Source organism: Streptomyces liliiviolaceus (assembly GCF_018070025.1).
Taxonomy (GTDB): domain Bacteria; phylum Actinomycetota; class Actinomycetes; order Streptomycetales; family Streptomycetaceae; genus Streptomyces; species Streptomyces liliiviolaceus.
Genome location: NZ_JAGPYQ010000001.1, coordinates 6,796,718 through 6,819,850, shown reverse-complemented (window position 1 = coordinate 6,819,850; position 23,133 = coordinate 6,796,718). Strand labels below are relative to the sequence as shown.

Annotated in this window: 15 protein-coding genes; 10 read left to right on the top strand and 5 right to left on the bottom strand. The window is 71.1% G+C overall.

From position 1 onward, the window contains the following. Positions 1 to 73 precede the first annotated feature (73 nt). Genes J8N05_RS29210 through J8N05_RS29200 form a run of 3 tightly spaced genes read left to right on the top strand, consistent with a single transcriptional unit; the run spans position 74 to position 3,487 of the window. Entirely contained in the window at positions 74 to 1,219 is a 1,146-nt protein-coding gene (locus tag J8N05_RS29210) for an NAD(P)/FAD-dependent oxidoreductase (RefSeq protein WP_282108196.1), read from the top strand. After that, entirely contained in the window at positions 1,216 to 2,307 is a 1,092-nt protein-coding gene (locus J8N05_RS29205) for a saccharopine dehydrogenase (protein WP_210888074.1), read from the top strand. The genes J8N05_RS29210 and J8N05_RS29205 overlap by 4 nt, the downstream gene beginning before the upstream one ends. Continuing rightward, positions 2,300 to 3,487, top strand: a complete 1,188-nt coding sequence (locus tag J8N05_RS29200) for a saccharopine dehydrogenase family protein (protein ID WP_210888071.1) — start codon at positions 2,300 to 2,302, stop codon at positions 3,485 to 3,487. Before J8N05_RS29205 ends, J8N05_RS29200 begins: the two co-directional genes overlap by 8 nt. Before the next feature lie 333 nt (positions 3,488 to 3,820). Here the strand turns inward: J8N05_RS29200 and J8N05_RS29195 are convergent, their stop codons facing one another. Then, the gene (locus J8N05_RS29195; RefSeq protein ID WP_210888068.1) at positions 3,821 to 6,991 is read right to left on the bottom strand and encodes an AfsR/SARP family transcriptional regulator; all 3,171 of its coding nucleotides are present in this window, start codon (positions 6,989 to 6,991) and stop codon (positions 3,821 to 3,823) included. Between the two features lie 239 nt (positions 6,992 to 7,230). Between J8N05_RS29195 and J8N05_RS29190 the strand changes: the two genes are divergently transcribed. Continuing rightward, positions 7,231 to 9,342, top strand: coding sequence for a tetratricopeptide repeat protein (locus tag J8N05_RS29190; protein ID WP_210888065.1), 2,112 nt, complete (start codon positions 7,231 to 7,233; stop codon positions 9,340 to 9,342). 263 nt (positions 9,343 to 9,605) lie between these two features. Here J8N05_RS29190 and J8N05_RS29185 read toward each other — a convergent pair whose 3' ends face one another. Together J8N05_RS29185 and J8N05_RS29180 are read right to left on the bottom strand one after the other, a co-directional pair. After that, complete coding sequence (locus tag J8N05_RS29185) at positions 9,606 to 10,847, bottom strand: hypothetical protein (protein ID WP_210888062.1); 1,242 nt, start codon at positions 10,845 to 10,847, stop codon at positions 9,606 to 9,608. A gap of 129 nt (positions 10,848 to 10,976) precedes the next feature. Beyond that, positions 10,977 to 12,242 (bottom strand): serine hydrolase domain-containing protein, encoded by a 1,266-nt coding sequence (locus tag J8N05_RS29180; protein ID WP_210888059.1) that lies wholly within the window; start codon positions 12,240 to 12,242, stop codon positions 10,977 to 10,979. Between the two features lie 500 nt (positions 12,243 to 12,742). On the opposite strand from J8N05_RS29180, the gene tgmA reads away from it, so the two are divergent. Both tgmA and tgmB read left to right on the top strand, forming a co-directional pair. Next, complete coding sequence (tgmA, locus tag J8N05_RS29175) at positions 12,743 to 12,934, top strand: putative ATP-grasp-modified RiPP (RefSeq protein WP_107016910.1); 192 nt, start codon at positions 12,743 to 12,745, stop codon at positions 12,932 to 12,934. Between the two features lie 16 nt (positions 12,935 to 12,950). Further along, a complete protein-coding gene (gene tgmB, locus J8N05_RS29170) occupies positions 12,951 to 13,934 on the top strand; it encodes an ATP-grasp ribosomal peptide maturase (protein ID WP_210888056.1) in 984 nt (327 codons plus the stop codon). Positions 13,935 to 14,423: 489 nt separating this feature from the next. Here tgmB and J8N05_RS29165 read toward each other — a convergent pair whose 3' ends face one another. Both J8N05_RS29165 and J8N05_RS29160 read right to left on the bottom strand, forming a co-directional pair. Next, complete coding sequence (locus J8N05_RS29165; RefSeq protein WP_247706545.1) at positions 14,424 to 16,349, bottom strand: phosphatase PAP2 family protein; 1,926 nt, start codon at positions 16,347 to 16,349, stop codon at positions 14,424 to 14,426. Positions 16,350 to 16,593: 244 nt separating this feature from the next. Beyond that, complete coding sequence (locus J8N05_RS29160; protein ID WP_407699982.1) at positions 16,594 to 17,451, bottom strand: N-acetylglucosamine kinase; 858 nt, start codon at positions 17,449 to 17,451, stop codon at positions 16,594 to 16,596. A 646-nt stretch (positions 17,452 to 18,097) separates the two neighbouring features. On the opposite strand from J8N05_RS29160, the gene J8N05_RS29155 reads away from it, so the two are divergent. The 4 genes from J8N05_RS29155 to J8N05_RS29140 all read left to right on the top strand — a co-directional run bounded on the left by J8N05_RS29155 (position 18,098) and on the right by J8N05_RS29140 (position 23,132). After that, positions 18,098 to 19,219 carry an ROK family transcriptional regulator gene (locus J8N05_RS29155; RefSeq protein ID WP_210888047.1) on the top strand — a complete coding sequence of 374 codons (1,122 nt, stop codon included), beginning with the start codon at positions 18,098 to 18,100 and terminating at the stop codon, positions 19,217 to 19,219. A gap of 375 nt (positions 19,220 to 19,594) precedes the next feature. Next, positions 19,595 to 20,926 carry an ABC transporter substrate-binding protein gene (locus J8N05_RS29150; protein WP_210888044.1) on the top strand — a complete coding sequence of 444 codons (1,332 nt, stop codon included), beginning with the start codon at positions 19,595 to 19,597 and terminating at the stop codon, positions 20,924 to 20,926. 213 nt (positions 20,927 to 21,139) lie between these two features. After that, positions 21,140 to 22,117 (top strand): carbohydrate ABC transporter permease, encoded by a 978-nt coding sequence (locus tag J8N05_RS29145; RefSeq protein WP_210888042.1) that lies wholly within the window; start codon positions 21,140 to 21,142, stop codon positions 22,115 to 22,117. 106 nt (positions 22,118 to 22,223) lie between these two features. After that, positions 22,224 to 23,132 carry a carbohydrate ABC transporter permease gene (locus J8N05_RS29140; RefSeq protein WP_210888039.1) on the top strand — a complete coding sequence of 303 codons (909 nt, stop codon included), beginning with the start codon at positions 22,224 to 22,226 and terminating at the stop codon, positions 23,130 to 23,132. Position 23,133: the final 1 nt, after the last annotated feature.

Sequence of the window (23,133 nt, the reverse complement as noted above, 5' to 3'; positions counted from 1 at the left end):
GGTGACACCGGCGCGGACCGGGGAAGGGATGGGGGATGACCTCAGACCTCAGAACGGTCCGTCCGTGACCGCCGTGCCGGGGCGCGCGGGAGTCGTCGTCATCGGCGGCGGGGTGATGGGCACGAGCATCGCCTGTCACCTGGCGCGGGCCGGTGTGCCCGACGTGGTGCTGGTCGAGCGCGACGAACTGGCCTCCGGGTCCACCGCGCGCGCCGCGGGAGGCGTCCGCGCGCAGTTCTCCGACGAGCTCAACATCCAGCTCGGCGCCCGCAGCCTGGAGGCGTTCGCCCGCTTCGAGGAGGACACGGGCCACGACATCGGACTGCGCCGCGTCGGCTATCTGTTCCTGCTGTCGACGCCCGGGGAGGTCGAGGCGTTCGAGGCCGGGGTCCGGCTGCAGAACGCTCTCGGCGTGCCCAGCCGGATGACCGACCCGGCCGAGGCCCGCCGCCTCGCCCCGCTGATCACCACCGACGGACTGCTGGCCGCCGCCTTCTCCCCGGACGACGGCCACTGCACACCCGAGGCCGTGGTGCACGGCTACGCGGACACCGCCCGCCGCCACGGCGCGACGATCGTCCGCCACTGCGAGGTCACCGGCATCGAGACACGCGGCGACGACATCACGGCCGTCGTCACCCGGCGGGGCCGCATCGCCACGTCCACCGTCGTCTGCGCGGCCGGCGCCTGGTCCCGGGCCGTCGGGGCGATGGCGGGTGTGGACCTGCCGGTGGAGCCGCTGCGCCGCCAGATAGCCGTCACCGAACCGATCCCGGACCTCCCGCCCGACCTCCCCATGACCATCGACTTCACCAGCAGCCTGTACTTCCACACCGAGGGCCCCGGCCTCCTCGTCGGCATGTCCGACCCCGACGAGCGGCCCGGCTTCGCCACCGAGACGCACGACCGCTGGATCCCCCGCCTCTACGAGGCCATGGAACGCCGCGCCCCCACCCTGCTCGACGTACGCAGGACGGGCGGCTGGGCGGGCCTGTACGAGATCACCCCGGACCACAACGCCCTGATCGGCGAGGCCGCCCAGGTCTCCCGCTTCCTGTACGCGACCGGGTTCTCCGGGCACGGCTTCCTTCAGGGACCCGCCGTCGGAGAGGTGGTCCGCGATCTCTACCTGGGGCAGGATCCGTTCGTCGACATCACCCCGCTGCGGGCCGACCGGTTCGCCGCCGACGCCCCGAGACCGGAGGTCAACCTCGTATGACCGAGCTCCACCTGTGGCTGCGCCACGAGACCCGTACGACCGAGCGGCGCACCCCGGTCGTGCCGCCCGACGCCCGGCGCCTCGTCGGGGCCGGCGTGACGCTCACCGTCGAGGAGTCCCCGCAGCGGGTCTTCCCCATCGAGGCGTACGAGGCGGCCGGCTGCCGGGTCGTCGAGGCGGGCTCCTGGACCGTGGCCCCGGCGGACGCGGTGATCGTCGGCCTCAAGGAACTGCCGGAGGCACCCGACGGGCCGGGGGAGTCCCCCGACGAGGCGGCGGCGTTGCGGCACCGGCACATCTTCTTCGGGCACGCGTACAAGGCGCAGCCGGGCGCCGGGGCGCTGCTGCGCCGCTTCGCCGCGGGCGGCGGAACCCTGTTCGACCTGGAGTACCTGGTGGACGAGGACGGGCGCAGGCTCGCCGCGTTCGGCTACTGGGCGGGCTATGTGGGTGCCGCCCTCGCGGTCCTGCACCACCGGGGCGGGCTGACGGCTCCGCTGCGGCCCCTGTCGAAGAAGGAACTGGACGACGGACTCCACCCGGCCCCCGGCGACGAACGGTTCGCCTCGCTGGTGATCGGCGCGCTGGGCCGCTCCGGACGCGGAGCACGGGCGGCGCTCGCCGAGGCGGGCCTCGAACCGACCTGCTGGGACCTCCAGGAGACCCGCGCGCTGGACCGACCGGCCCTGCTGGCCCACGAGTTGATGGTGAACACGGTGCTCACCACCGGCCCCTCCACCCCGTTCCTCACCGACAAGGACCTGGCCGAGCCGGACCGCAGTCTGCGCACGGTGTGCGACGTGACCTGCGACGTCGGCTCCCCGTACAACGTCCTGCCGGTCTACGACACGGTCACCGACTGGGCGGACCCCGTACGCCGTCTGCACGAACGGCCCGCCCTCGACCTCATCGCCATCGACAACCTGCCGTCCCTGCTGCCCGAGGAGGCGAGCACGGACTTCTCGGCGGCGCTGACACCGCTGCTCCTGGAGTTCGGGGTGGGCGGGGAGTGGGGCCGCTGCCTGGACCGGTTCACGCAGGCGTGCCGCGAACTCGGCGTACGGGACGGCGGGCCGGGCGATGCCTGAGACCGCCGCGCCCGGGCCTGCATCCGGCCCCGCCCTCGTCCCACCCTCCGGGACCGTCCACTGGATCGGCGCGGGCCTGTCCACCGGCAGCGGGCTCGCCGCGCTCTGCGGGGCGGCCGACCGCGTACGGCTGTGGCATCGCACCGAGGAGCGGGCCGGGCGGGCCCTGGCGGCGCTCGGCCTCGCCGGTCGCGCAGAGCCCCGGGCGTACACCCTGGAGGCCCTCACCGCCGAACTGGCCCCCGGGGACGTGGTGGTCTCCATGCTGCCCGCCCCCGAGCACACGGGACTGCTCGCCGCCTGTGTGGCGGGCCGCGCGCACTTCGCCTGCTCCAGCTATGTCTCCGACGCCGTACTGGACCAGGTCCCGGCGGCCACGGCCGCCGGGGTGGTCGTCCTCACCGAGGCGGGCCTCGACCCCGGCATCGACCACCTCTTCGCGCACGACCTCATCGCCCGCGCCCGGGCGGAGATCGGCGCGGACACCGCGGCCGAGGTGAGCCTCACCTCGTACTGCGGAGGGGTCCCCGCCGTCCCGAACGACTTCAGATACCGCTTCAGCTGGGCACCGGCAGGTGTCCTGGGCGCCCTGCGCTCGCCCGCCCGTTACATCGAGGCGGGCGCCGAGACGACAGCCCCGCGCCCCTGGGAGGCCACCCGGCCCCATGAGGTGGACGGGGAGACCTTCGAGGTCTACCCGAACCGCGACAGCGTCCCGTTCGTCGGGCAGTACGGGCTGCCACCGGCCTGGAAACCGCAGACGTTCGTACGCGGCACCTTGCGCCTCGCCGGCTGGTCGGAGGCGTGGCAGCCGGTATTCACCCAACTCGTCGGCGGAGACGACCGGTCGATCGCCGACCTGGCCCGCGACCTGGCCGCCCGCTACCCGACCACGGACGCCGACCGCGACCGGGTGGTCCTCGCGGTGACGTTTGAGGTGAGGGGCGGATCGGGCCACAGGTGGTCGGGTCGCTACCTCCTGGACCTGGAGGGGGAGGCACAGGAGAGCGCGATGGCACGCTGCGTCTCAGGGATGCTGGCGGTCGGCGTAGGGGCGATCCTGCGAGGCACCCTGCCACCGGGCCTGAACCGCGCGGCGGAGACCCCGGAACGCTCGGAGGAGTGGCTGGCGCAACTGGCGGGTGAGGGGATCGAGTTCACGCTCCGGGTGGGCGACTGAGGGCGATGGCGGGGGCGGCGGGTGCCGCCCCCTGGGGGTGGGTCAGGCGGCCTCGGACCGGCTCGCGGCGGCCTTCGTGGGTATGCAGGAGTCCGCACCCGCAAGCTGGAGGGACGGCCCGGAAGGCATTGCATAAGCAACCGTCGGGAGGGAGAGCAGTGCAATGACTGCTGCTGTGATGATGAGAAGCACAGTACCTCGCGAGGTGGGAGTTTCAGTCACGGCAAATATCTATCACCTTCCTTACAACTCTGCATCCAAACCTGCATGTTGACGCGTGTAATCTGCTTGCAGCCTTCCGAGTGCCATCAGGGTGTATGCAATTGCAACGAGTCAATCCCGATCGATCGCGTTCGGTTCTGATCGCTTGCGGTGGATCTCCGCCAGGGCCGCCTCCGCCAGACCCTCCTCCTCGGGCGCGTGGATCCGTCGTGCCGAGTCACGCGCCGACTCAAGGTGGCGCACGGCGACATCCACGTGGCCGAGCGCGAACTCGCACTTGCCGAGGAGGCGTTCGGCTTGGATCTCCTCCAGCGTCGCGCCGATGCTCCGGGAGAGCGCTAGTGCCTGCTGGAGGTGGGTGACGGCGTGTTCCGTCTGGGACACGTGGTGGTAGACATCGCCGAGACGCGTGAGCGTGATCGCTTCGTTCTTCCGGTCGGCCAGCTTGCGGAAGATCGGCAGCGCGGTGCGGTACATCGCGAGCGCGGTGTGAGGATCCCCCGACGAGGCGAGGATCTCCGCGAGATTGATTTGCAGGGTCGCCCTGTCCGACCGGTTGCCCGCGCGCTCCGCGATCCTGAGGGCCTGCTCCATCGTCTGACGTGCCAGTTCCGGATCGCCCATGTGGAGATACAGGGTCCCGAGGTTGTTCATGGTCTTGGCCAGCATCCGAGGGTCGTCCGCCGCGCGGAACCCGCTGATCGCGTTCTGGACGTACGTCATGGAGGCGTCATGCTCACCGAAGTAGAGCAGGCATATCGCTATGTTGTTCCGGCAGCGCGCGAGCCGCCACTGGTCGCCGGTCCGCGCACACAGCGCCAGCGACTGCTTGTGGAAGTCCAGCGCCCGCTCGTACTGGCTCATGTGCCAGTACAGGATGCCCAGTTCACGCAAGGCCTCCGCCTCCGCGTCGGCGTCGTGCACGACCCTGGCGAGCCGCAGGGCGTCCGTCGCCGCCCGCTCGGCATGCGCGTACAGACTGGTCGCCATGTAGGCGGTCGCGAGGTCGAGAAGGGCCCGGCACAGCCCGGCCTCGTGCCGGCCCCGGCCCGGGCCGTCGCCTCCGCTTCGGTCCACGTTCCCGCTCCAGAACTCGGCCGCCGCGCCGTGCAGCCGGACGGAGTCCGTCCAGTAGCACTCGCTGTCCAGAAAACCCGCCAGGACATGGCTGAGGAGGGCGGCCTGCGACCGGGGGTCGTGTGTCCTGAGGTACTCCTCGACGCCCAGGAGGTTGACCCGCTCGGCCACGAACCAGGCAAGGGCCTCCGAGGCGTCCGCCGGGGCGTGGCCCCGTACGCACGCCGTGGGGTCCAGGGGAGTTGAGTCGGACGTCCCGGCGGTGAATTCCGCCGCCTCCAGCCGGATGCGCCGTGGATACAGTAGGCGGTCGCAGTGGTCGGCGGTACGGAGGTAGTGGCCCGCCAGTCGCTGCCGGGCGGCTTCGCGTTGTTCCTCCGGGTCCTGGCCGGCACACAGCAGGTGCGCGTACTCGCCCAGGAGGTCGTGGAACTGGAAGCGGTTCGGGACTGGTTCCAGCAACAGGTGGCACTGGAGCAGCGACTCAAGGAGCCGTTCCGTGCCGGTGACCGTACGCCCGAGCAGCGCGGCCGCCGCGGACAGGCCGAACTCCGGCCCCACGTGCAGACTGAGTAGCCGGAAGGTCGACTGTTCCTCCGCCGTGAGCGTCTGGTACGAGACCTCGAACGCGCGAGTTATCTCGGAATATCCGTCGCGGATCTCGGCGAGGCGCCCGTCGGAGCGCGAGAGCCGTTCGCCCAGCACGGCGAGGTTCCAGGAAGGGTGTGCGCTCAGCCGGTTGGCGGCGATCTCTATCGCGAGCGGCAGGTATCCGCAGAGCCTCACGATCTCGGCGATGTCCCCGGTATCGTCCCCGTCGTCGGTGGCTCGGAGCCCCGCGAACTCGCGGAACAGTTCGACCGCGTCATCCGGCGGCAGTACGTCCAGGGCCAGCGCCCGGCCGCCCGGCAGCCCGACCAGCCGGCGACGGCTCGTGACGAGGGTGAAGCACTCGGCCGCGCCCGGCAGCAGGGGCCGGACCTGTTCGGGCCCCGCCGCATCGTCGAGAATGATCAGAGCCCGTCGGTGCCCCAGGGCCTTGCGCCAGAGGGCGGCCCGTTCGTCGACATCCGTGGGAATGGACTGCGGGGGCACGTCGAGCATGCGTAACAGGGTGGCGAGCGCGTCCGCCGGTTCGAGCGGTTCCTGCCCCGCGGCGTGGGCCCTGAGGTTGAGATACAGGTGGTCCGGGAAGCGGTCGCCCAGCTTGTCGGCCGCGCCCATGGCCAGCGCGGACTTTCCGACCCCCGCCATGCCGGAGATGGACTCCAGTGTGACGACCGAGCCGTGTTCAGAAGCTGTGTCCATGGCCGCGCGGATCCGCCCCATCTCCTCGTGGCGGCCGATGAGCGCGGTCTGCCGGGGGAGATGTCCCGTCACCCGGCGGAAGCCGGCCCGCGGTTCTGCCGCGCGGACGGCCGGTTCGGGGGCGGTCTGTCCTGTGAGTTCCCGTACCGGCGCCCTGCCGAGGATGTGCTGGTGGATCCGGACGAGTTCCTCACCCGGATCAGTGCCGAAGTCGGCGCTCAGAATCCTGCGGACCCGCTGGTAGAGGAGAAGTGCTTCCGCGTGCCGTCCGCTGCCGTAGTGTGCGGTCATCAACTGGCCCGCCAGCGTCTCGTCCGACGGGTACTGCTCCACGAGGGACGACAGCTCGCCCGCCATCTCCGTGAACCGGCCCAGCCGCAGTTCCACGGCGATCCGGGTGGCGACGATCCCTCGCCTGTGCTCCGCCAGACTCGTGCGGACGCGTTCGGGCCACAGTCCGGGCAGGCCCGCGAGCGGCTCCTGCCACATGCACTCGGCCTCCCGCATGAGCCCTGCGGCCCGTACGTCGTCGCCCTCGGCGGAGACCACCCCGGCCCGTTCGGCGAGGCGACGGTACCGGTGCCAGTCGACCGAGTCCCGGTCGGCGACCAGGGTGTACGTGTGGGTGCGGTGGTCGATGGACGGGGCCCTCAGCTCCGGCGCGGCGGCGGCCGCCGTGCGGATCGTCCGCCGGATCCTGGAGATGTACGTGTGCACGTTCTCCCGGGCCCGGGACGGCGGGTCGTCCCACAGACGGTCGACCAGCGTGTCCAGCGGGACGGGACGACCGACCTCCAGTGCCAAAGCGGCCAGGGCGAGCCTAGCCTTGTCGGAGCCGAGACCGATCCGGCGCTCGTGGAGGACGAGGCCGACGGGCCCGAGCACATGGATCTCCACCAGCGTTTCCTCTCGCCGGCACCCGGTATTGAACTATGGATCGAACTGTTGGACTGCACAGAATGACACCGGGGCATCGGGCACACCAGGCGTATCGAACTCTCGGCCGGATCCTTGTCCTTATCAGGACCTGATCGGGTTCTTATCGGGTGTCCGTGGCGGGTAGGGCATCTCTCGATCCCTGCGAACGGCACACGCCCGTGCCGCGTGTGTGCTCGGATTCGACCACGGGGGCGCGCATGACCGGTCACGGCGACAGCAGCCGCAAGAGCGTCAGCAACCGCATCGGCGGCTCGGCGCGACTGACGGGAGTCACCGTCCAGGCAGGTGAGGTGCACGGGGGTCTCCATGTGTACCAGCCGCCGCCCGACGTCCCTGTTCCCCGTCAACTGCTGCCCGTTCCGCGACACTTCACCGACCGTGAGAGCGATCTGGCCTCCCTGCGGGAACTGTCCGCGAACAGTGCCGGCCTGCTCGTGGTGACGGGTACCGCCGGGGTGGGCAAGACCTCGCTGGTCACCAGATGGCTCCGGGCCTGTGACGACGCCGACTTTCCCGACGGCCACTTCTACGCGGACCTGCGAGGCCACACCCTTGAGGACGCGGCGTCGCCGAGCGAGATCCTCGGCCGGTTCCTGCGTGCCTTGTATCCCGGTCCGGTACCCGCCGACCTCGCCGAACAGACCGCGCTGTGGCGTTCGCTCACCTCCGGCCTGCGACTGGTCGTCATGCTCGACAACGTCTGCACCGCGGCACAGGCGCGCCCCTTGCTGCCGGGTTCGCAGCACAGCCTCGTCGTGGTCACAAGCCGCCGGCGACTGACCGGACTGCGCATGGACGGGGCGGTCTTCCACTCGCTCGACGTACTGCCGCCGCATGCCGCGGAGGCACTGCTGACCCGGACCATCGGCCGGGACCGGGTGGACGACGACCCGGCCGCCGCCCGCCGCGTGGTGGCCCTGTGCGCCGGACTGCCCCTGGCCGTCTGTGTGGCCTCGGCCCGGCTGGCCGCGCGCCCCCGCCAGCCCCTGGGCGCCCTGGCCGACGCGCTGGCGCGGCCCGCCGACCGACTGGCCGTGCTCAAGGTGGACGGAGAGACAGCGGTGCGCGGAGCGCTCGACGACTCGTACGAGGTTCTGCCGGCCTCGGCGGCCCGGCTCTACCGGCGGCTGGGGCACCTGCCCCTGCCCGAACTGGACGGCGCGATCGCCGCCGCGGCCGGCGGACACACGCTCCAGGAGGCGGACGAACTCCTCGATGTCCTCGTCGAGGCCAACCTGCTGCAGGACCCGGGGGCGGACACATACACGTTCCACGACCTCGTCCGACTGCACGCCCGGCAGCGAGGCACGGAGGCCGAGGCGCTCGACGCGGTGCGCCGGGTGGCCGACTGGTATCTCGCCACGGCCACGGAGGCCGAGAAACTGATCACTCCCGCCCAGTTCACCCTGGACCGGGACCACGTCCATCAGCCCTACCTGCCGACGCCGTTCACGGACGAGAGCGGCGCGCTGCGCTGGCTGGACCGGCACCGGGTGAACCTCATGACCGTGCTGCGCACGGCGGGGGCGTACGGCTGGCACACCCTCGTATGGCAGTGTGCCGACGCCATGTGGCCGCTGTTCCTCAAATTGCGCTACTACGACCTGTGGATCGAGGCGCACGAGCGAGGGCTCGCCGCCGCCCGGCTCGCCGACCATGCCGCGGCCGAACGCCAGATGCTCAACTCCGGTGCCATCGGCCTGAGCGCCGCCCGGCGCATCGACGAGGCGATCGACTGGTACGGCGCGTCATGCGAGGCCGCACGGCTGGCCGGTGACCGCAGGGACGAGGGCCAGGCCCTTCTCGGTATCGGCGCCGCCCACTACGAGGCGGGTCGACTCGTGCAGGCGGTCCCGTACCTCGATCGGGCCATCGCCCTGTGGGAGGAGACGGGTTACGCGCGCGGGACCGGCCTGGCCCGGATCGTGCTCGGCGAGATCGCGCTCGCCGACGGCGAACCCCTTCTCGCCGTCAGGCATTTCGAGCATGCCCACACCACGCTCGCGGCTGTACCGGACCCCCATGACACCGCGCGTGCGCTGGCCTTCCTGGGCCGCGCACGCGCCTGTGCCGGGGCTTACGAATCCGGTACCACCCAACTGATGGATGCGCTAGGAACGTTCGAGCGCTCCGGGTCGGTCCACTGGCAGGCCCGCACCCTGGAGATGCTCGGGCAGACGGCACAGGACAGCGGCCGTACGGACGTCGCCCGCGACCACTACTGGCGTTCCCTCGACCTGTGCGCACCGATCGGTGTCGAGGACGCCCGTCGGCTCAGGGAACGCCTCGCAGGTCTCCCGCCCGGGTGAACACCGGTACAGGAAGAACCGGTTCGGCGAACGGCCGCTCCGTCGCCCGGCCGCCACCCAGCCACCGTCGACGAGCGGGAGCAGGACCAGCGCACACCCCGGATACGTGGTCAGCAACTCCGCCGCCTCCTGCGCCGCGTCCGTGACATCCCGCCTCGGCCGGTGGCCCCGGAGGAGGTCCGCGAGGTCCTTGCGGCTTCCGGCCCGGTCGACATCGGCGGCCAGGCAGCCCGCCGACCACAGGTAGCCCGGCCGTACGACCCTCATGCCGGTACCTCCACCCCGGTGCCGGACCAGACCTGGCGCCGATCCGGTACGGGGAGGAGCGGGATCACCGGATCGTGCGCGGGCTGTCCCAGACCGAGCAGCCGGTAGAGCAGCGCCCGCATGTTCCGGTTGAACCGCCCCGGTTCGGAGGTGATCCGCGCGGCGACGGCCTCGTACGCCGGTCTGTGGTACTCGGCGGTGGCGTAGGCGAACTGTTCGGACAACGGGTGGAACGGCGAGAGCGCCGGTGCCAGCATCGCCAGTTCCGCGGCGGGCGAGGCCGGGTTGATCTCCTCGTCCGGGGTCGCCGCGAGGAGAATGGGTGCCCGGGTCAGTGTCCCGTACAGCGTCACCGAGCCGTGGTCGCCGATGATCAGGTCCGACGCACACAGCACCGACCGCCAGTCCATGTCCGGCGGCACGACCCCCATGCCCCGTGTCGTCCAGGAGGCGAGCCAGGCCCGGACCTGCCGGGAGCCGTGCCCCGACCACACATTGGGATGGACGAGCACGGCGAGCCGCCGCGTGCTGTCGCGCGTCTGGTCCATCAGCCGGGGAAGCAGCGACTCGAAACGGGCGAAGGCCGAACCGGGACCCCAGGTCGAGGTCACGGCGACGAGTTCCCGTTCGTCGTCGAGTCCCAGGGCACGACGGTAGACGTCCCGTCCGGGGAGAGCGGCCACGATACGGTCGCGTACGGGATCCCCCACCACGTGGGCCGCCCCGAGCGCCTCCGGGCAGGTCCTGGCCAGTTCACCGAGGTCGTTCTCGTGTGCGAGGACCACAGCCGCCGGGGGTTTCCCGCCGAGCAGCACGTCCTCCCGTCTGAGGCCGAGCACTTGGGAGTCAGCAGTCCGGGAGTCCGTGGCTCCGACGAGACGCTTGAGGAAGTTCGCCCCGTGCGGCAGGAGCACCACCTGGGCGCGCACCTCCTCCATGGCACGCGGTCCGGCCGCGAGGGCCAGGTCGAAGTCGATGCGTACCGCCTCTTCCCACGGCAGCACCACGCTTCCCGACTGCCGCAGGAACCTGGCGGCCCCGTCGCCCAGTTCGTGCGGCGGGACCGTGAACACCACCTGGACCCGCAGGTCCGACTCCAGCAACGAGACCACGTCGAGGAGCCGCTTTCCGTAGGTCACGGTGTGCGCGACCACCAGGACGGTCTTGCGTCCGGTCAGTGTGAGCCACTGACGGACCGGGAGCCTTCCGGCCCCCGTGGACGTACTGAATGCCGACATGACATCCCCCGTGTCGTACAGCCGATTTCGTCGGGGACGTCCTGCCCGCCCGGCCGGACGGTGTCCTTGCCGGACGCTTGCAGAAACCTTGCCCGCGAGGCCGGGGCACGGAGGAGGGGCACGGGACTGTCAGCCTTCGAGGGCCTCGTGCACGAAACTCTTCAGTTCGTGGAAGGACAGCGTTGCCGCGGGGCGGACCTGGGTCATGAACTGGACGGTCAGGTCGTTGCGGGGGTCGACCCAGAAGGTCGTGCCGCCCGCGCCGCTCCAGCCGTACGAGCCCTCGCTCTCCGGGGACGGTGTGCGGTCCGCGTCCACCACGACCGAGACGCCGAGGCCGAAGCCGAGGCCCGCGTTGTCCGGCTGCCCGTGGATCGGCCTGCTGCCGAAGGCGTGCAGGTCGGCGGGGAGTTGGTTCGTCGTCATGGTGTCCACGGTGTCGGGGGAGAGGAGCCGTACGCCGTCGAGTTCGCCGCGTCGGCGGAGGAACTCCATGAAGCGGTGGTAGTCGCCGGCCGTTCCCACGAGGCCGCTGCTGCACGAGAGCAGCCGTGGGCGCTCGTGCACGGGCGGGCCGGGGAGCGGGGTGATCCCGGCGGCCCGTCCCTCCTGCCCTTCCTCTCCTTCCTGTCCCTCCGGGGGTTCCGGGTTCTCCTGGTAGAGGACCGCCAGTCGGTCGGCCTGCTCCCCCGAGACGTGGAAGCCCGTGTCGGTCATCCCCAGGGGCGCGAAGACCCGTTCGGCGAGGAACGCGTCCAGCGGACGGCCCGTCACCACCTCGATGAGGCGGCCGACCACATTGGTCGCGACCGAGTAGTTCCACTGGGTCCCCGGCTCGAACTGCAGGGGCAGGCTCGCGTACAGCTCGCACGCCTCGGCGAGATCCGCGCCCTCCGGTGCCTGGATCTCGACCCCCGCGGCCCGGTAGAGGGCGTCCACGGGGTGGGTGCGGTAGGCGCCGATGGTCATGCCCGCGGTGTGCGTCAGCAGATGCCTGACCAGGAGCGGGCCGTCGGCCGGGCGGGTCCTGAGGTTGTCTCCCGTGCCGCTCTCGTAGACCCGGAGGTCCGCGAAGGACGGCAGATGGCGGGAGACCGGATCGTCGAGGCCGAGCAGGCCCTCCTCGTGGAGCATCAGCGCGGCGACGGACGCCACCGGCTTGGTCATCGAGTAGAGCCGCCACACCGTGTCGGCGGTGACGGGGAGGCCGGCCTCCCGGTCGCGCAGGCCGTACGACGTGAGATGCGCGACACGTCCGTGACGACTCACGGAAACGAGGTACCCGGGAAGGAGACCGTCGTTCACGCGACGGGCGTAGAACCGGTCGAGACGGTCCAGGGCCGCCGGGTCCAGACCGACTTCCGCCGGATCCACTTCTTGCTGCAACTGGTCCATGTCTGCCTCCGGTTGACGGTCTGAAAGCGGCGGAAAAGGGATATCGGCGAGCGGTCGGCGATGAGGCGTGGAGATCGGGAAGCGCTACGAGAGTAGCTGTGTGGGGGGTGTCCTCCGAATGAAATTCACGGCCGCGGCCGGACCCGTACGAGGGCTCGTGGACCGGTGCGCCCAGGCATCACCGGTCCCGGGACACCACACCGGCGTGCGGGGCGCGCGGCGGAGGAACGTGTGCGTCAGTGCGCTGAACTGCGGCTCCACCTCGGATCCGTAACTCTTCGACCTGCGTCTCCAGAGGTGAATGGCTGCCCCGTGCACGGACGATCGGCGCGGCTGGATCACGTCACGGACCGTACCCGTCCGATGACTACGCAGCGTGAGGCAACCATTCTCCAGTTCGATTCGTATATCTCCGTGGAAGCCCTGTGGACCCGCCAGGTAACGTGACGCCGGAGCGTCACGATCCGCTTGGTCGGATCCGCACCGAGCAAGGAGAACCGATGCGACCGTTCGCGCTCAACTACGCCCGTCCGGCCCAGCAGTTGGAGGTCAGCGCTCCGTATGCCTATGACTCCAGACTGCAATTGAATGTGTTTCCCGACGGGCGGCTGGCCGCGCATGACTACGCCGTGTTGCGGGAGTTGGGGTCCACGACTTCCACAGCGGGCTCAAAGACCCACTTCGACGACTGATTTCGGACCCCCGACGATGACGGTTCTGATCCTGACGTGCGAACAGGATGTGACCGCGGACATGGTGGTGGCGGAGCTCGACAGGGGCGCCGTCCCGGTCGTCCGCCTCGATCCCGCCGATCTTCCCGGTCCGGTGGCCCTGTCCGGAGAGTACGTGCGCGGCACCTTTCGCGGGCATCTGTCCGCCGGCGGCAGGCTGGTGAGCATGGGCGGTCTGCGGTCCGTCTGGATCCGCAGGCCCGGTGCGGCCGCCTCCCATGCCGCCGAGCCCTCCGACTGGCTGACCGAGGAGTCCGGGCAGGCGCTCTACGGCATGCTGCGCTCCACCGACGCACGCTGGATGAACCACCCCGACGCGGCCCGCCGGGCCCGTCACAAGCCCTGGCAGCTGTCCCTGGCGCAGCGCTGCGGTCTGCCCGTACCCGCCACGTTGATCACGACGTTCCCGCAGGCGGCCCGGGACTTCGCGGACCGCTTCCCGGATCTCGTGGTCAAGCCCGTGTCGGGCGCGCATCCGCAGGAACCGCCCAGGGCGGTGCCCACCAGCCGGGTGGCACCCGACACCGACTTCGCGGCCGTCGCGTTCGGGCCCACTCTGCTGCAACGGCGGGTGGCCAAACGGGCGGACATCAGGCTCACCTGCGTCGGCGAGCGGATGTTCGCCGCGCGCAAGGCGGTCGCGCCGGACGCCGACCCCGACGAGGTGGACGTCCGGTTCGCGCCCTCGGAGGCGCTGTGGCAGCCGGTGGACACGCCGTCGTCCGTCGCGGCGGGCGTCACCACGTATCTCCGGGAGGCCGGGCTGGCCTTCGGAGCGTTCGACTTCGCCGAGGATGCCGAGGGGATGTGGTGGTTCCTGGAGTGCAATCAGTCGGGGCAGTTCGGGTTCGTGCAGATCGAGTCGGGTCAGCCGATCGCTGCCGCTGTGGCGGGGTGGCTGGGTGCGGCTGCGGTGCCGCGGGCTGACGGGGTCCGGGCTTGGGCGATGGAGGGGCACTGAGCCGTTCCGGGGGCGGTCTCGGCTGCGGGTCTGTGCGGGTCCGTCGCGCCGTTCCCCGCGCCCCTTTGGGGTGTCTGCGGAAGAGCTTTCGGCTGCGGGCCGGTGGGGGCCGTTCGCGCAGTTCCCCGCGCCCCTAAAGGGGGCTGACGTTCGACTCCGGCTGCGGGCGGTGGGGGTGAGCCGCGCAGTTCCCCGCGCCCCTAAGGGGGCCCGTGCGGGGCGGTGGGGGTGGGCCGCGCCGTTCCCCGCGCCCCTCAAAAACAGGGCTGCGCCCCTGCTTTTGCCCCTTAAGGGGCGCGGGGAACTGCGCGACCAGCTCCCACCGGGTCGCAGACGAAGCACAAGGGGCGCGGGGAACGGCGCGAACGGCCTCGACCAGGCCGCAGACGAATCGCAAGGGGCGCGGGGAACTGCGCGATCAGCCCCCACCGAGCCGTAGACGAAGCACAAGGGGCGTGGCGAACGGCCCCCGCCGGGCCGCGGTCGGCGTCATGGGATGTGGATTGACAGGCCCCGGGATGTGAAGACCGGCTTCGTGTGGGCGCCGTTCACCACCACCTCGGCGAAACGCCCGCGCAGCGACCGCGTCTCGATCACGGGAAGGGTCGTGCCCCGGCGCGGCCGGTACGAACCGGCGAGGTGGACGACGAGACGGCCGCCCCGGTCGAGCAGCACACGGCGGTCCACCGTGAGCGCCGGTGCCCCGGAACCCGTGAGTGTCACCTCCAGCGTCGTACCGGACGCCTGGGCGTACGCACCCCGCACCCGCAGCGGCGAAGCCACCCGCAGGGTCCCGCCCCCGACCCGTACGTCACCGTGTCCCAGCGCCGACGCCGAGGCGGTCGCGAGGACGCCTTCCTCCAGCGCGGTCCCGCCGGTGTACGCGTTGTCGCCGGCCAGGCACAACGTTCCGCTGCCGCGCTTGACGAGCCCGCCCCGGCCGCCGATGTCGTTGCGCCAGGTGTCGGCGGCGCCGAAGCCCCCCGCGGCGGCGTCCAGCGTGACGTGCGCGTCGGCGTCGAAGGCCCCGTACCCGTCGGCGGCGGCGAAGAGGTTCAGCCGCCCCCACTTCTCGAAGCCGTCCAGCAGGACGTATCCGGCGGGCAGCGCGGTCGTCCGCAGCACCTCGCGCCGCTGGGCCGCGGAGAGATAGGGCAGCCGCGTCTCCAGCAGCACCTCGGCGCCCTTCGGCACGCTCATGCGGTCGTGCGCGCCGTGCGCGGCCCGCTTGGGCAGCACGTACGTCAACCGGGGTTCGACAGCAGCCCGGTTGGCGGCACGGTCCGCGTACGGGTCGGTGTCCGGGCCCGCCGCATGCGCGTAGGCGTAGAGGGTGTCCGCGGTCGAACCGGTCCGCTCCTGGAAGTACGCCGCGGCCTGGGCCCGCGCCGCCGCCTTCAGGCCGGCGTTCGCGGGATCGGCGAGCGCCGCCGCCGCGAGAGCCGTCGCGAGGACCCGGCCGCCCACCACGTCGACGGTGGAGTGCATGCCCGACACGACGCGGGTGTGGGCGAGTTCGGAGGCACGGGCCACCAACTCCTGGAACCGCTCCGGGACCGCGTACGCCAGGGACAGGGCCGCGAGGTAGAAGGCGTTCGTGTGGCCGCTGGTGAAACCCCCGTCGTCGGCCGGGTCGGTGCCACGCTGCCGCAGCAGTTGGGGGACGACCACGACGTCGGACTCGTAGACGGGGAAGCCCAGTTCGTCGTTCGCGCCCGTGGCGACGATCCGGCTGCCCTCGGTCATGCGCCACGGACGCGGGTACTGGTAGGCGAGTTTGGACGGGTTGCTCGACGCGAACGGCCCCCGCACCGTGTCGACCAGCTCCGCGACCTTGCCGAGGTCCGAGCTGTGCGAACCGGCGCCCAGCGCGGAGCCCGCGGGCGCGTCGGCGGGGAGCGTGTCGTTGATCCGGCCCGCCGGAATGCCGTCCGGCGCCGAGGTGATGCCGGTGACGGCCTTCGCCCCGCTCCGGTAGAGGTCGGCGAGCGGGCCGAGGCCGGCGATCACCGCGTAACTCTGGTGCTGGCGGTCGTGGACGAAGGCGGTGCGCGCCTCGGCGTCGGTGCGGCGCCGGGTGACGCGGGCGCAGTAGCGCATGTTGGCGCGCAGGACCTCGGGCATCAGCGGGGTGCCGGTGTCCCAGGCCGCGCCCGTCTTCCAGACGCGCGCGAAGCCGTCGAGGATGTGCACGGCCGCGTTGGTCTCGGACGTGAGGTTGCCGAGGACGTTCGTGGTGTACGCGTCCACGAAGGCGGCGGACGCGTTCGTCGCCGCGGTGGCGGCTGGGGCAGCCGTGGTGGCCGTGGCGGTCGGTGCCGTCAGGGTCGATGCCGACGCGGTGGCGGGCCAGGCCACGACCGCGGGGGCCGCGATCAGTCCGGCCGAGACACCCACGGAGCCCCGCAGGAACACGCGCCGGTCGATACCGGCAGTGGCAGCGGCATCGGTACCTGCATCGGCATCGGCATCGGTACCGATATCGGCTCTACCGCGAGGGGGACGGGGGTGCGCACCGGGCATGGAAATGCCTCTCCTTCTGATCGTGCTGAAGTTCGTGTCGAAGGTCGTGCTGAAGTCATGACGGTCGGGATGATCGGGACGGTCGGGACGAATGCGGCCTTGCCGGTCACGGCGGGGGCGGCCAGCGCGCCGCGCCTCACAGGAGAGCCCTGGCCAGCGCCACGGCCCCCTCCACCGGCGGCACCCGCAGCGGCCTCGGCCGTGCCGACGGCAACGCCTCGGCGAGCGCGGCGGTGAACGCCTCGTACAGCACCGGGCGGCCCAGGACCGCCCCGCCCGCCACCACCACGTCGTCCACGGGGACTCCGCGTCCGGCGAGCAGTACGACGAGCCGCGCCAGCGCCCGGCCGCCCTCGGCGATCACCGCGCGGGCGAGCGACGAGCCTTCCTCGGCCGCCGCGAACACACTGGGGGCATGGCGTCCCCACTCCGCGGAGACATCGGTCGCGCTCTCCAACGCCGCGCCCAGCGCGGGTACTTCGGGCACCCCGAACGCGGCGGTCAGCCGGTCCGCGAGGACGTCCGGCGGCTCACCGCGGTCATGGGACGCCCACAGGGCCCGCGCGGCCTCACGCACGAGACCGGCCGACCCGCCCTCGTCGCCGAGCACCGCGCCCCAGCCGCCCACCTGGATCCCGGCGCCGTCGGGCAGGTGCCCCACCGCGACCGAGCCGGTGCCGGCGACGAGGCCGACGCCCTCGGCCAGACCCGCCGCGGGGACGAGGAGTTCGGCGTCGCCGACCACACGGCAGGGCACCCGCAACAGCGCGTGGAGAGCGGAGCGGATCTCCTCGCACTGGCGGGGTGTCTCACAGGCGTGCCCGCCGACGGCCACCGCCGCCGGGCGGGTGCCCCGGGGCAGTACGTCGTCGATCAGCGCGGCCAGCCAGGCGGCGGCGGACGCCGGATCGTGCGGTCGCCATCCCGTGCTCTCGCGCACGTGATCGGCAACCGTGCCCGCGACAGCCGCAGAGGCAACCGGAGAGGCAGCCACGGAGACAGCGGCAGGCTCGGCCCCAGGGTCAGCCGCGGAGCCGGACCCGGAGCCGGGCTCGGGCCCGTAGCCCCCGGCTCGCGCGCGCACATGTGTCTTGGTGCCGCCCACGTCGATACCGACGGCGACAGGCGTGAAGTCCGGCACGGAGTCTCTTTCGTCGAAGCGCGACACCGTGAGTACGCGGTGCGCGCAGGCGAAGCGGACGGCGGGCGAACCGTGCCTGCGAACAGCGGCCGGGCCGCGTCCGCGAAGTCCCTGCCCCGGCTTTCGGCAGGGAGGTGCCCCCGCCCCGCGACGCCTGGCAAGCTCCCCCGGTTTCGGTTGGGGGGACCCACTCGCCGCACCGGGCGAAGACCCGAGTACGTCCCGTACAAGGGGCTCCGCCCGGCGTGCCGAGGGCACGCGTCGGACACCGCGGGACCCGCCCTCCGGGCGAACGGCGGGACGTTGCGGACACGGTCTAGGGAAGCCCCGGGACGGGCTTCGGGGGAGTGCGGCAGGCGAGTACCGCACGAGTTCGTTAGGAAGTTAACTAACGAAGTAGGGTGCGTCAAGGGTTGCGGAACCCATGCCGTACAACGGTTGCGACGAGGGCCGGACGGACCCGAGCGGCGGACCGCCACGGCATGACCTGAGGGAGAGCATGAACCTGAGCGAGAGCGCCCGCGCGGTGTTCGCCGTGCTGGCCGCGTCGGGCACCGCCACCCGCCCCCAGCTGGCGGCCGGCGCGGGTCTGTCCAAACCGACCGTCTCCACCGCCGTGGCCGAGCTGGAGGGCGCCGGGCTGGCCGCCTGCTCCGGCACCGCCTCCGGCGGCACCGGCCGATCCGCCGCCGTCTACGGCCTGGGCCCGGCCGCGGGCGCCGTGCTCGCCGTCGATCTCGGCCCCACCCACACACAGGTACGCGGCTGCGCCCTGGACGGCACCCTGCTCGCCCGGGGCACCGGACCGCGGGCGGACTCCGCCGACACGGTCCGCGCGGCCCTCGCCGCCCTGCCCGCCGGAGCCCCGCTGCGCGCCGTCGTCGTGGCCGTCGGAGACGTCACCGCACGGGACCGGGACGGCACCGGTATGCGCCCCGCGACCGAGAAGGCGGGCCCCGCCTTCGACGCCATGGCGGTCGCGCTGCCGCCGGAGGTCCCCGTCCACCTGGAGAACAACGTCAACTGCGCGGCGCTCGCCGAACTGCACCAGGGCGCCGCCCGCGACCGTGACTCGTTCGGCTATCTGCGGATCGGTGTGGGGATCGGCCTCGGCATCGTCATCGGCGGCCGGGTGCTGCGCGGCGCGAACGGCGCCGCGGGCGAACTGGCCCGACTGCCCTACCCGTGGGACGACGGCCGTGCACCGCGCCGGGAGGCCCTGGAGGAGCGGATGGGTTCCCGTTCGCTCCTGCGCCGGGCCGAGGAGGCCTGGCACGGCGCCGACGGCCCCTGTCCCCGTACTCCCGAGCGGCTCTTCGCCCTCGCCGAGGAGGGGCACTCCACCGCCCGTGCCGTGGTCGGCCACCACGCCGCCGACATCGGCCGGCTGGCCGCAGCGGTGGTCGCCGTGCTGGACCCGGGGCTGATCGTGCTGGGTGGCGCGATCGGCGCGTTTCCGCAGCTCCTGCCCGGTGTACGGGACGAGTTGGCGCGGCTCAGCTGGCCCACCGAGGTGGTCAGCAGCATGGTCGGCGACAGCGGCACCGTGGCGGGTGCGAGCCGCCTCGCGGTGGCCCATGGAATCGAAACCGTGACCGGTGGGGTGCGGGTCAAGCATTGACGGGTCAGCCGCGGGTCTGCCAATGTCCGGACAAGCGCTTTCCATGGCCGGCGGGACCCGGCCCTGGGTGAGGCGTCCCGCCGTACACGACGTACGGCAGCCGTGCGAGGGCGCGCTCGTGCGGTTGCGGCCTCAAAGGCCTGTCGCCCCATCCCCTCCCCGAGCCTTCGGCCGGGAGGCGCCCCACCCGGGCGCCGACCCGCCCGCTCTCCCGGCGGACCACGCGGATGTGACGACGGGCCCCGGACCGGGGACCCCCACTCGTCAGAGCGATGCGGCCGGGCGAGGCCGCACGCCGGAAGGCCTCACCCCAGGGACAAAGACCCGAGCCGCTCGACGGCCAGGGGATCCGTTACGCACCTTCAGGAGGACCCGGTGGGTCACCAGATCTCGCGCAGAACCCTGTTCCGCTCCGCGAGCGGCATCGCGGTCGCCGGAGCGCTCGGAACCTCGCTGAGCGCCTGCAGCGGAGGCACCGGCGCCGGCAGCACCAGCAGCGACCTGACCATGATCTGGTGGGGCAGCGACGACCGGCACGCGGCCTACAAGAAGGTGCTCGCCGCCTTCCAGAAGAAGAACCCGAAGATCAAGATCCGGCCGACCTACTCCGGCTACGACGGGTACTTCGACAAGTTCAACACCAACATCGCCGGCGGCAGCGCCCCCGACCTGCTGCAGATGGACACCGCGCTGGTCGCCCAGTACGCCCGCAAGGGTGTCCTCGCCCCGATCGACTCGTACGTCGGCAAGAGCCTGGACCTCACCGGTTTCTCCAAGACGCTCCTCGCCGCGGGCACCGTCGACGGCAAGCTCTACGGCGTGCCGTCCGGCATCGGCGTCAACCAGCTCACCGTCAACCGCACCGGTCTTGAGAAGCTCGGCCTGGAGCTGCCCGACCGCGAATGGACCTGGGCCGACCTGAAGAAGATCGGCACCGACGTCCACAAGAAGAGCGGCGGCAAGATCTACGGTGTCGACGACGGCGGTGGCTCCACCCTCCAGTGCTTCGAGGTCTTCGCGCGGGAGAAGGGCGAGACCTTCTTCACCGAGGACGGCAAGAAGCTCGGCTTCACCGCGGACACCCTCCAGGAGTGGTGGGAGTACTGGGCGGAGATGCGCAAGGCCAACGCCTCGCCGCCGCCGGCGATCACTTCCGCCGCGCACAACGACCTCACCAAGAACGCGGTCGTCATCGGCAAGGCGCTGTTCACCTTCGACTCCGGTGTCTACGGCGCGGGCGGTTCCATCACCGACGCGCAGCTCGACTTCCTGCCCACCCCGCAGGGCGACTTCTCGGGGGCCCGCGAGGGCAACTTCGTCAACGGCGGTGTGCTGCTGAGCGCGACGAAGGCCAGCAAGAAGGTCGCCGACTCGGTGAAGATCATGTCGTACTTCGCGCAGGACGAGACCGCGATCAAGGACATGCAGCTGCTGCGGGGGATTCCGCCGACGGAGAAGGCGCGGGGGCTGATCGCCTCGGGGCTGACCGAGACGGACAAGCTGAACATGGCCAACGCGGACTACATCGCGCAGCGGGTCGGGAAGGCGAGCGATGCGCTCGCGGCGCCCGCGCCTCCGCCGCAGGGGGCCGACCAGATCTGGGATCTGTTGTTCCAGTCGAACCTGGCGGTGGCGTTCGGGAAGAAGTCGATCAAGGCGCAGCTCGGGGCGTTCTTCGATCAGTCCGCGGGGATTCTTGAGGGGTAGCGCTGCCGCTCGGGGTGGGTCGCTCGGGGTGGGTCGCTTGGGGTGGGCCGCTTGGGGTGGGCCGCTTGGAGCTGCGGGTCCGCTGTGGCTGATCGCGCAGTTCCCCGCGCCCCTAAAGACTGCGCCGTTCCCCGCGCCCCCAAGAGGGCGCTGCTGCCGGCCGAGTTGCTTCGCAGTACTGGAAGACCGGGAGAGGGTCAGGGAGAGATGAGCATGACCGTTGCGAAGAGTGGCGAGGTCGTCGAGGAGCAGGCTGCTCCTGCGACCCCGTCCGACCAGCGGGAGCGTGACCGTATGCGCCGCCGCCTCGCCAGACGGCGGGGCGGCGGCTGGTGGCCGTACGCCTTCCTGGCCCCCTGGTTCATCGGCCTGTTCGGGCTGACGGTCTATCCGATGCTGGCCTCGCTGTATCTGTCCTTCACCGACTTCGACCTGCTGACGCCCGCGCGGTGGGTCGGGGTGGACAACTACGACAAGATGTTCACCCAGGACCCGGTCTTCTGGGACTCGGTGCACGCCACGCTGCTGTACGTCGTCGTCTCGGTGCCGCTGAAGCTGGCCCTCGCCCTGGGTGTGGCGATGCTGCTCAACCGCGATCTGCGGGGCATCGGTCTGTACCGGGCCGCCTTCTATCTGCCGTCCCTGCTCGGCGGCGCGGTGGCCATCGCCATCGTGTGGCGGCAGGTCTTCGGCGGCGACGGCCTCTTCAACGACTTCCTCGCCTGGTTCGGCATCGAGGGCCAGGACTGGATCTCCAGCCCCGACACCGCGATCTACACGCTGATCCTGCTGGCTGTCTGGCAGTTCGGCACCCCGATGGTCATCTTCCTCGCCGGCCTCAAGCAACTGCCCAAGGACGTGTACGAGGCGGCCGCGATCGACGGCGTCACACCCGTCACGCGGTTCTTCCGGATCACCCTGCCGCTGCTGACGCCGATCGTCTTCTTCAACGTGGTCCTGCAGATCATCGACGCGTTCAAGACGTTCACCCCCGCCTTCGTCATCAGCAACGGCTCCGGCGGACCCCTCAACTCGACCATGCTGTACAGCCTCTACCTGTACAAGAAGGGCTTCACCGACCTCCAGATGGGATACGCCTCGGCGCTCGCCTGGGTGCTGTTCCTGGTCATCGCCGGGTTCACGGCGGTCAACTTCATCGCCAGCCGCTACTGGGTCCACTACGACGACTGACGACCGATGACCGATGACGACCGATGACGACTGACGTCCGACGACGACCGGCGGTCGACGTCCGACCGACGACGGACCGACGTCCGAGCGAGGAGCCTTCCATCCCATGTCCGCCATCACCCCGACCCGGCCCTCGAAGCCGGCGCCGCGGAACCCGAAGCAGCCGCTGCGGAAGCTGCGTTCGGCCACCGGATCGCGCCGCGTCTTCCTCCACACCGTGCTCATCGGCGTGGCGATCGTCATGCTCTATCCGCTGCTGTGGATGCTGAGCAGCTCGCTGAAGCCCGACACGGAGATCTTCACCCAGCCGGGGCTCGTCCCCGGCTCGCTGCGCCCCGAGAACTACTCCGAGGGCTGGAGCGGCTCCGGCAACTCCTTCTCCCTCTACATCACCAACTCGCTGATCGTCACGATCGGCGCGGTGATCGGGAACGTCATCTCCTGCTCGCTGGCCGCCTACGCCTTCGCGCGCTTCGAGTTCCGCGGCAAGAAGATCTGGTTCGGCCTCATGCTCGGCACGCTGATGCTGCCCACCCAGGCCGTGCTGATCCCGCAGTACACGATCTTCTACAACCTGACCTGGATCAACACGTTCCTGCCGCTGATCGTGCCGAAGTTCCTCGCGGTGGACGCCTTCTTCATCTTCCTCATGGTCCAGTTCATCCGGTCCATCCCGCGCGAGCTGGACCAGGCGGCCATGATGGACGGCGCCAACCCCTTCCAGATCTACTGGAAGATCATCCTGCCCCTGATGAAACCGGCGCTGATCACCACCACGATCTTCACCTTCATCTGGACGTACGACGATTTCCTGCACCAGCTCGTCTACCTCCAGCAGAACGACAAGTTCACCGTCCCCCTCGGCCTGACCCTGTTCCTGGACCAGACGAGCGGCTCCTCGTACGGCGCGATGTTCGCCATGTCGACGCTCGCTCTGCTGCCCACCCTCATCTGCTTCCTGATCTTCCAGAAGCGGCTCGTGGAAGGCCTGGCCACCTCCGGTATGAAGGGCTAGA

What these genes read in the sequence shown, in the direction of transcription:
- J8N05_RS29205 (WP_210888074.1), top strand. Translation starts at nt 1,216, where the DNA reads ATGACCGAGCTCCACCTGTGGCTGCGCCACGAGACCCGTACGACCGAG.
- J8N05_RS29200 (WP_210888071.1), top strand. Translation starts at nt 2,300, where the DNA reads ATGCCTGAGACCGCCGCGCCCGGGCCTGCATCCGGCCCCGCCCTCGTC.
- J8N05_RS29190 (WP_210888065.1), top strand. Translation starts at nt 7,231, where the DNA reads ATGACCGGTCACGGCGACAGCAGCCGCAAGAGCGTCAGCAACCGCATC.
- J8N05_RS29185 (WP_210888062.1), bottom strand. Translation starts at nt 10,847, where the DNA reads ATGTCGGCATTCAGTACGTCCACGGGGGCCGGAAGGCTCCCGGTCCGT.
- J8N05_RS29180 (WP_210888059.1), bottom strand. Translation starts at nt 12,242, where the DNA reads ATGGACCAGTTGCAGCAAGAAGTGGATCCGGCGGAAGTCGGTCTGGAC.
- tgmA (WP_107016910.1), top strand. Translation starts at nt 12,743, where the DNA reads ATGCGACCGTTCGCGCTCAACTACGCCCGTCCGGCCCAGCAGTTGGAG.
- tgmB (WP_210888056.1), top strand. Translation starts at nt 12,951, where the DNA reads ATGACGGTTCTGATCCTGACGTGCGAACAGGATGTGACCGCGGACATG.
- J8N05_RS29155 (WP_210888047.1), top strand. Translation starts at nt 18,098, where the DNA reads ATGAACCTGAGCGAGAGCGCCCGCGCGGTGTTCGCCGTGCTGGCCGCG.
- J8N05_RS29145 (WP_210888042.1), top strand. Translation starts at nt 21,140, where the DNA reads ATGACCGTTGCGAAGAGTGGCGAGGTCGTCGAGGAGCAGGCTGCTCCT.
- J8N05_RS29140 (WP_210888039.1), top strand. Translation starts at nt 22,224, where the DNA reads ATGTCCGCCATCACCCCGACCCGGCCCTCGAAGCCGGCGCCGCGGAAC.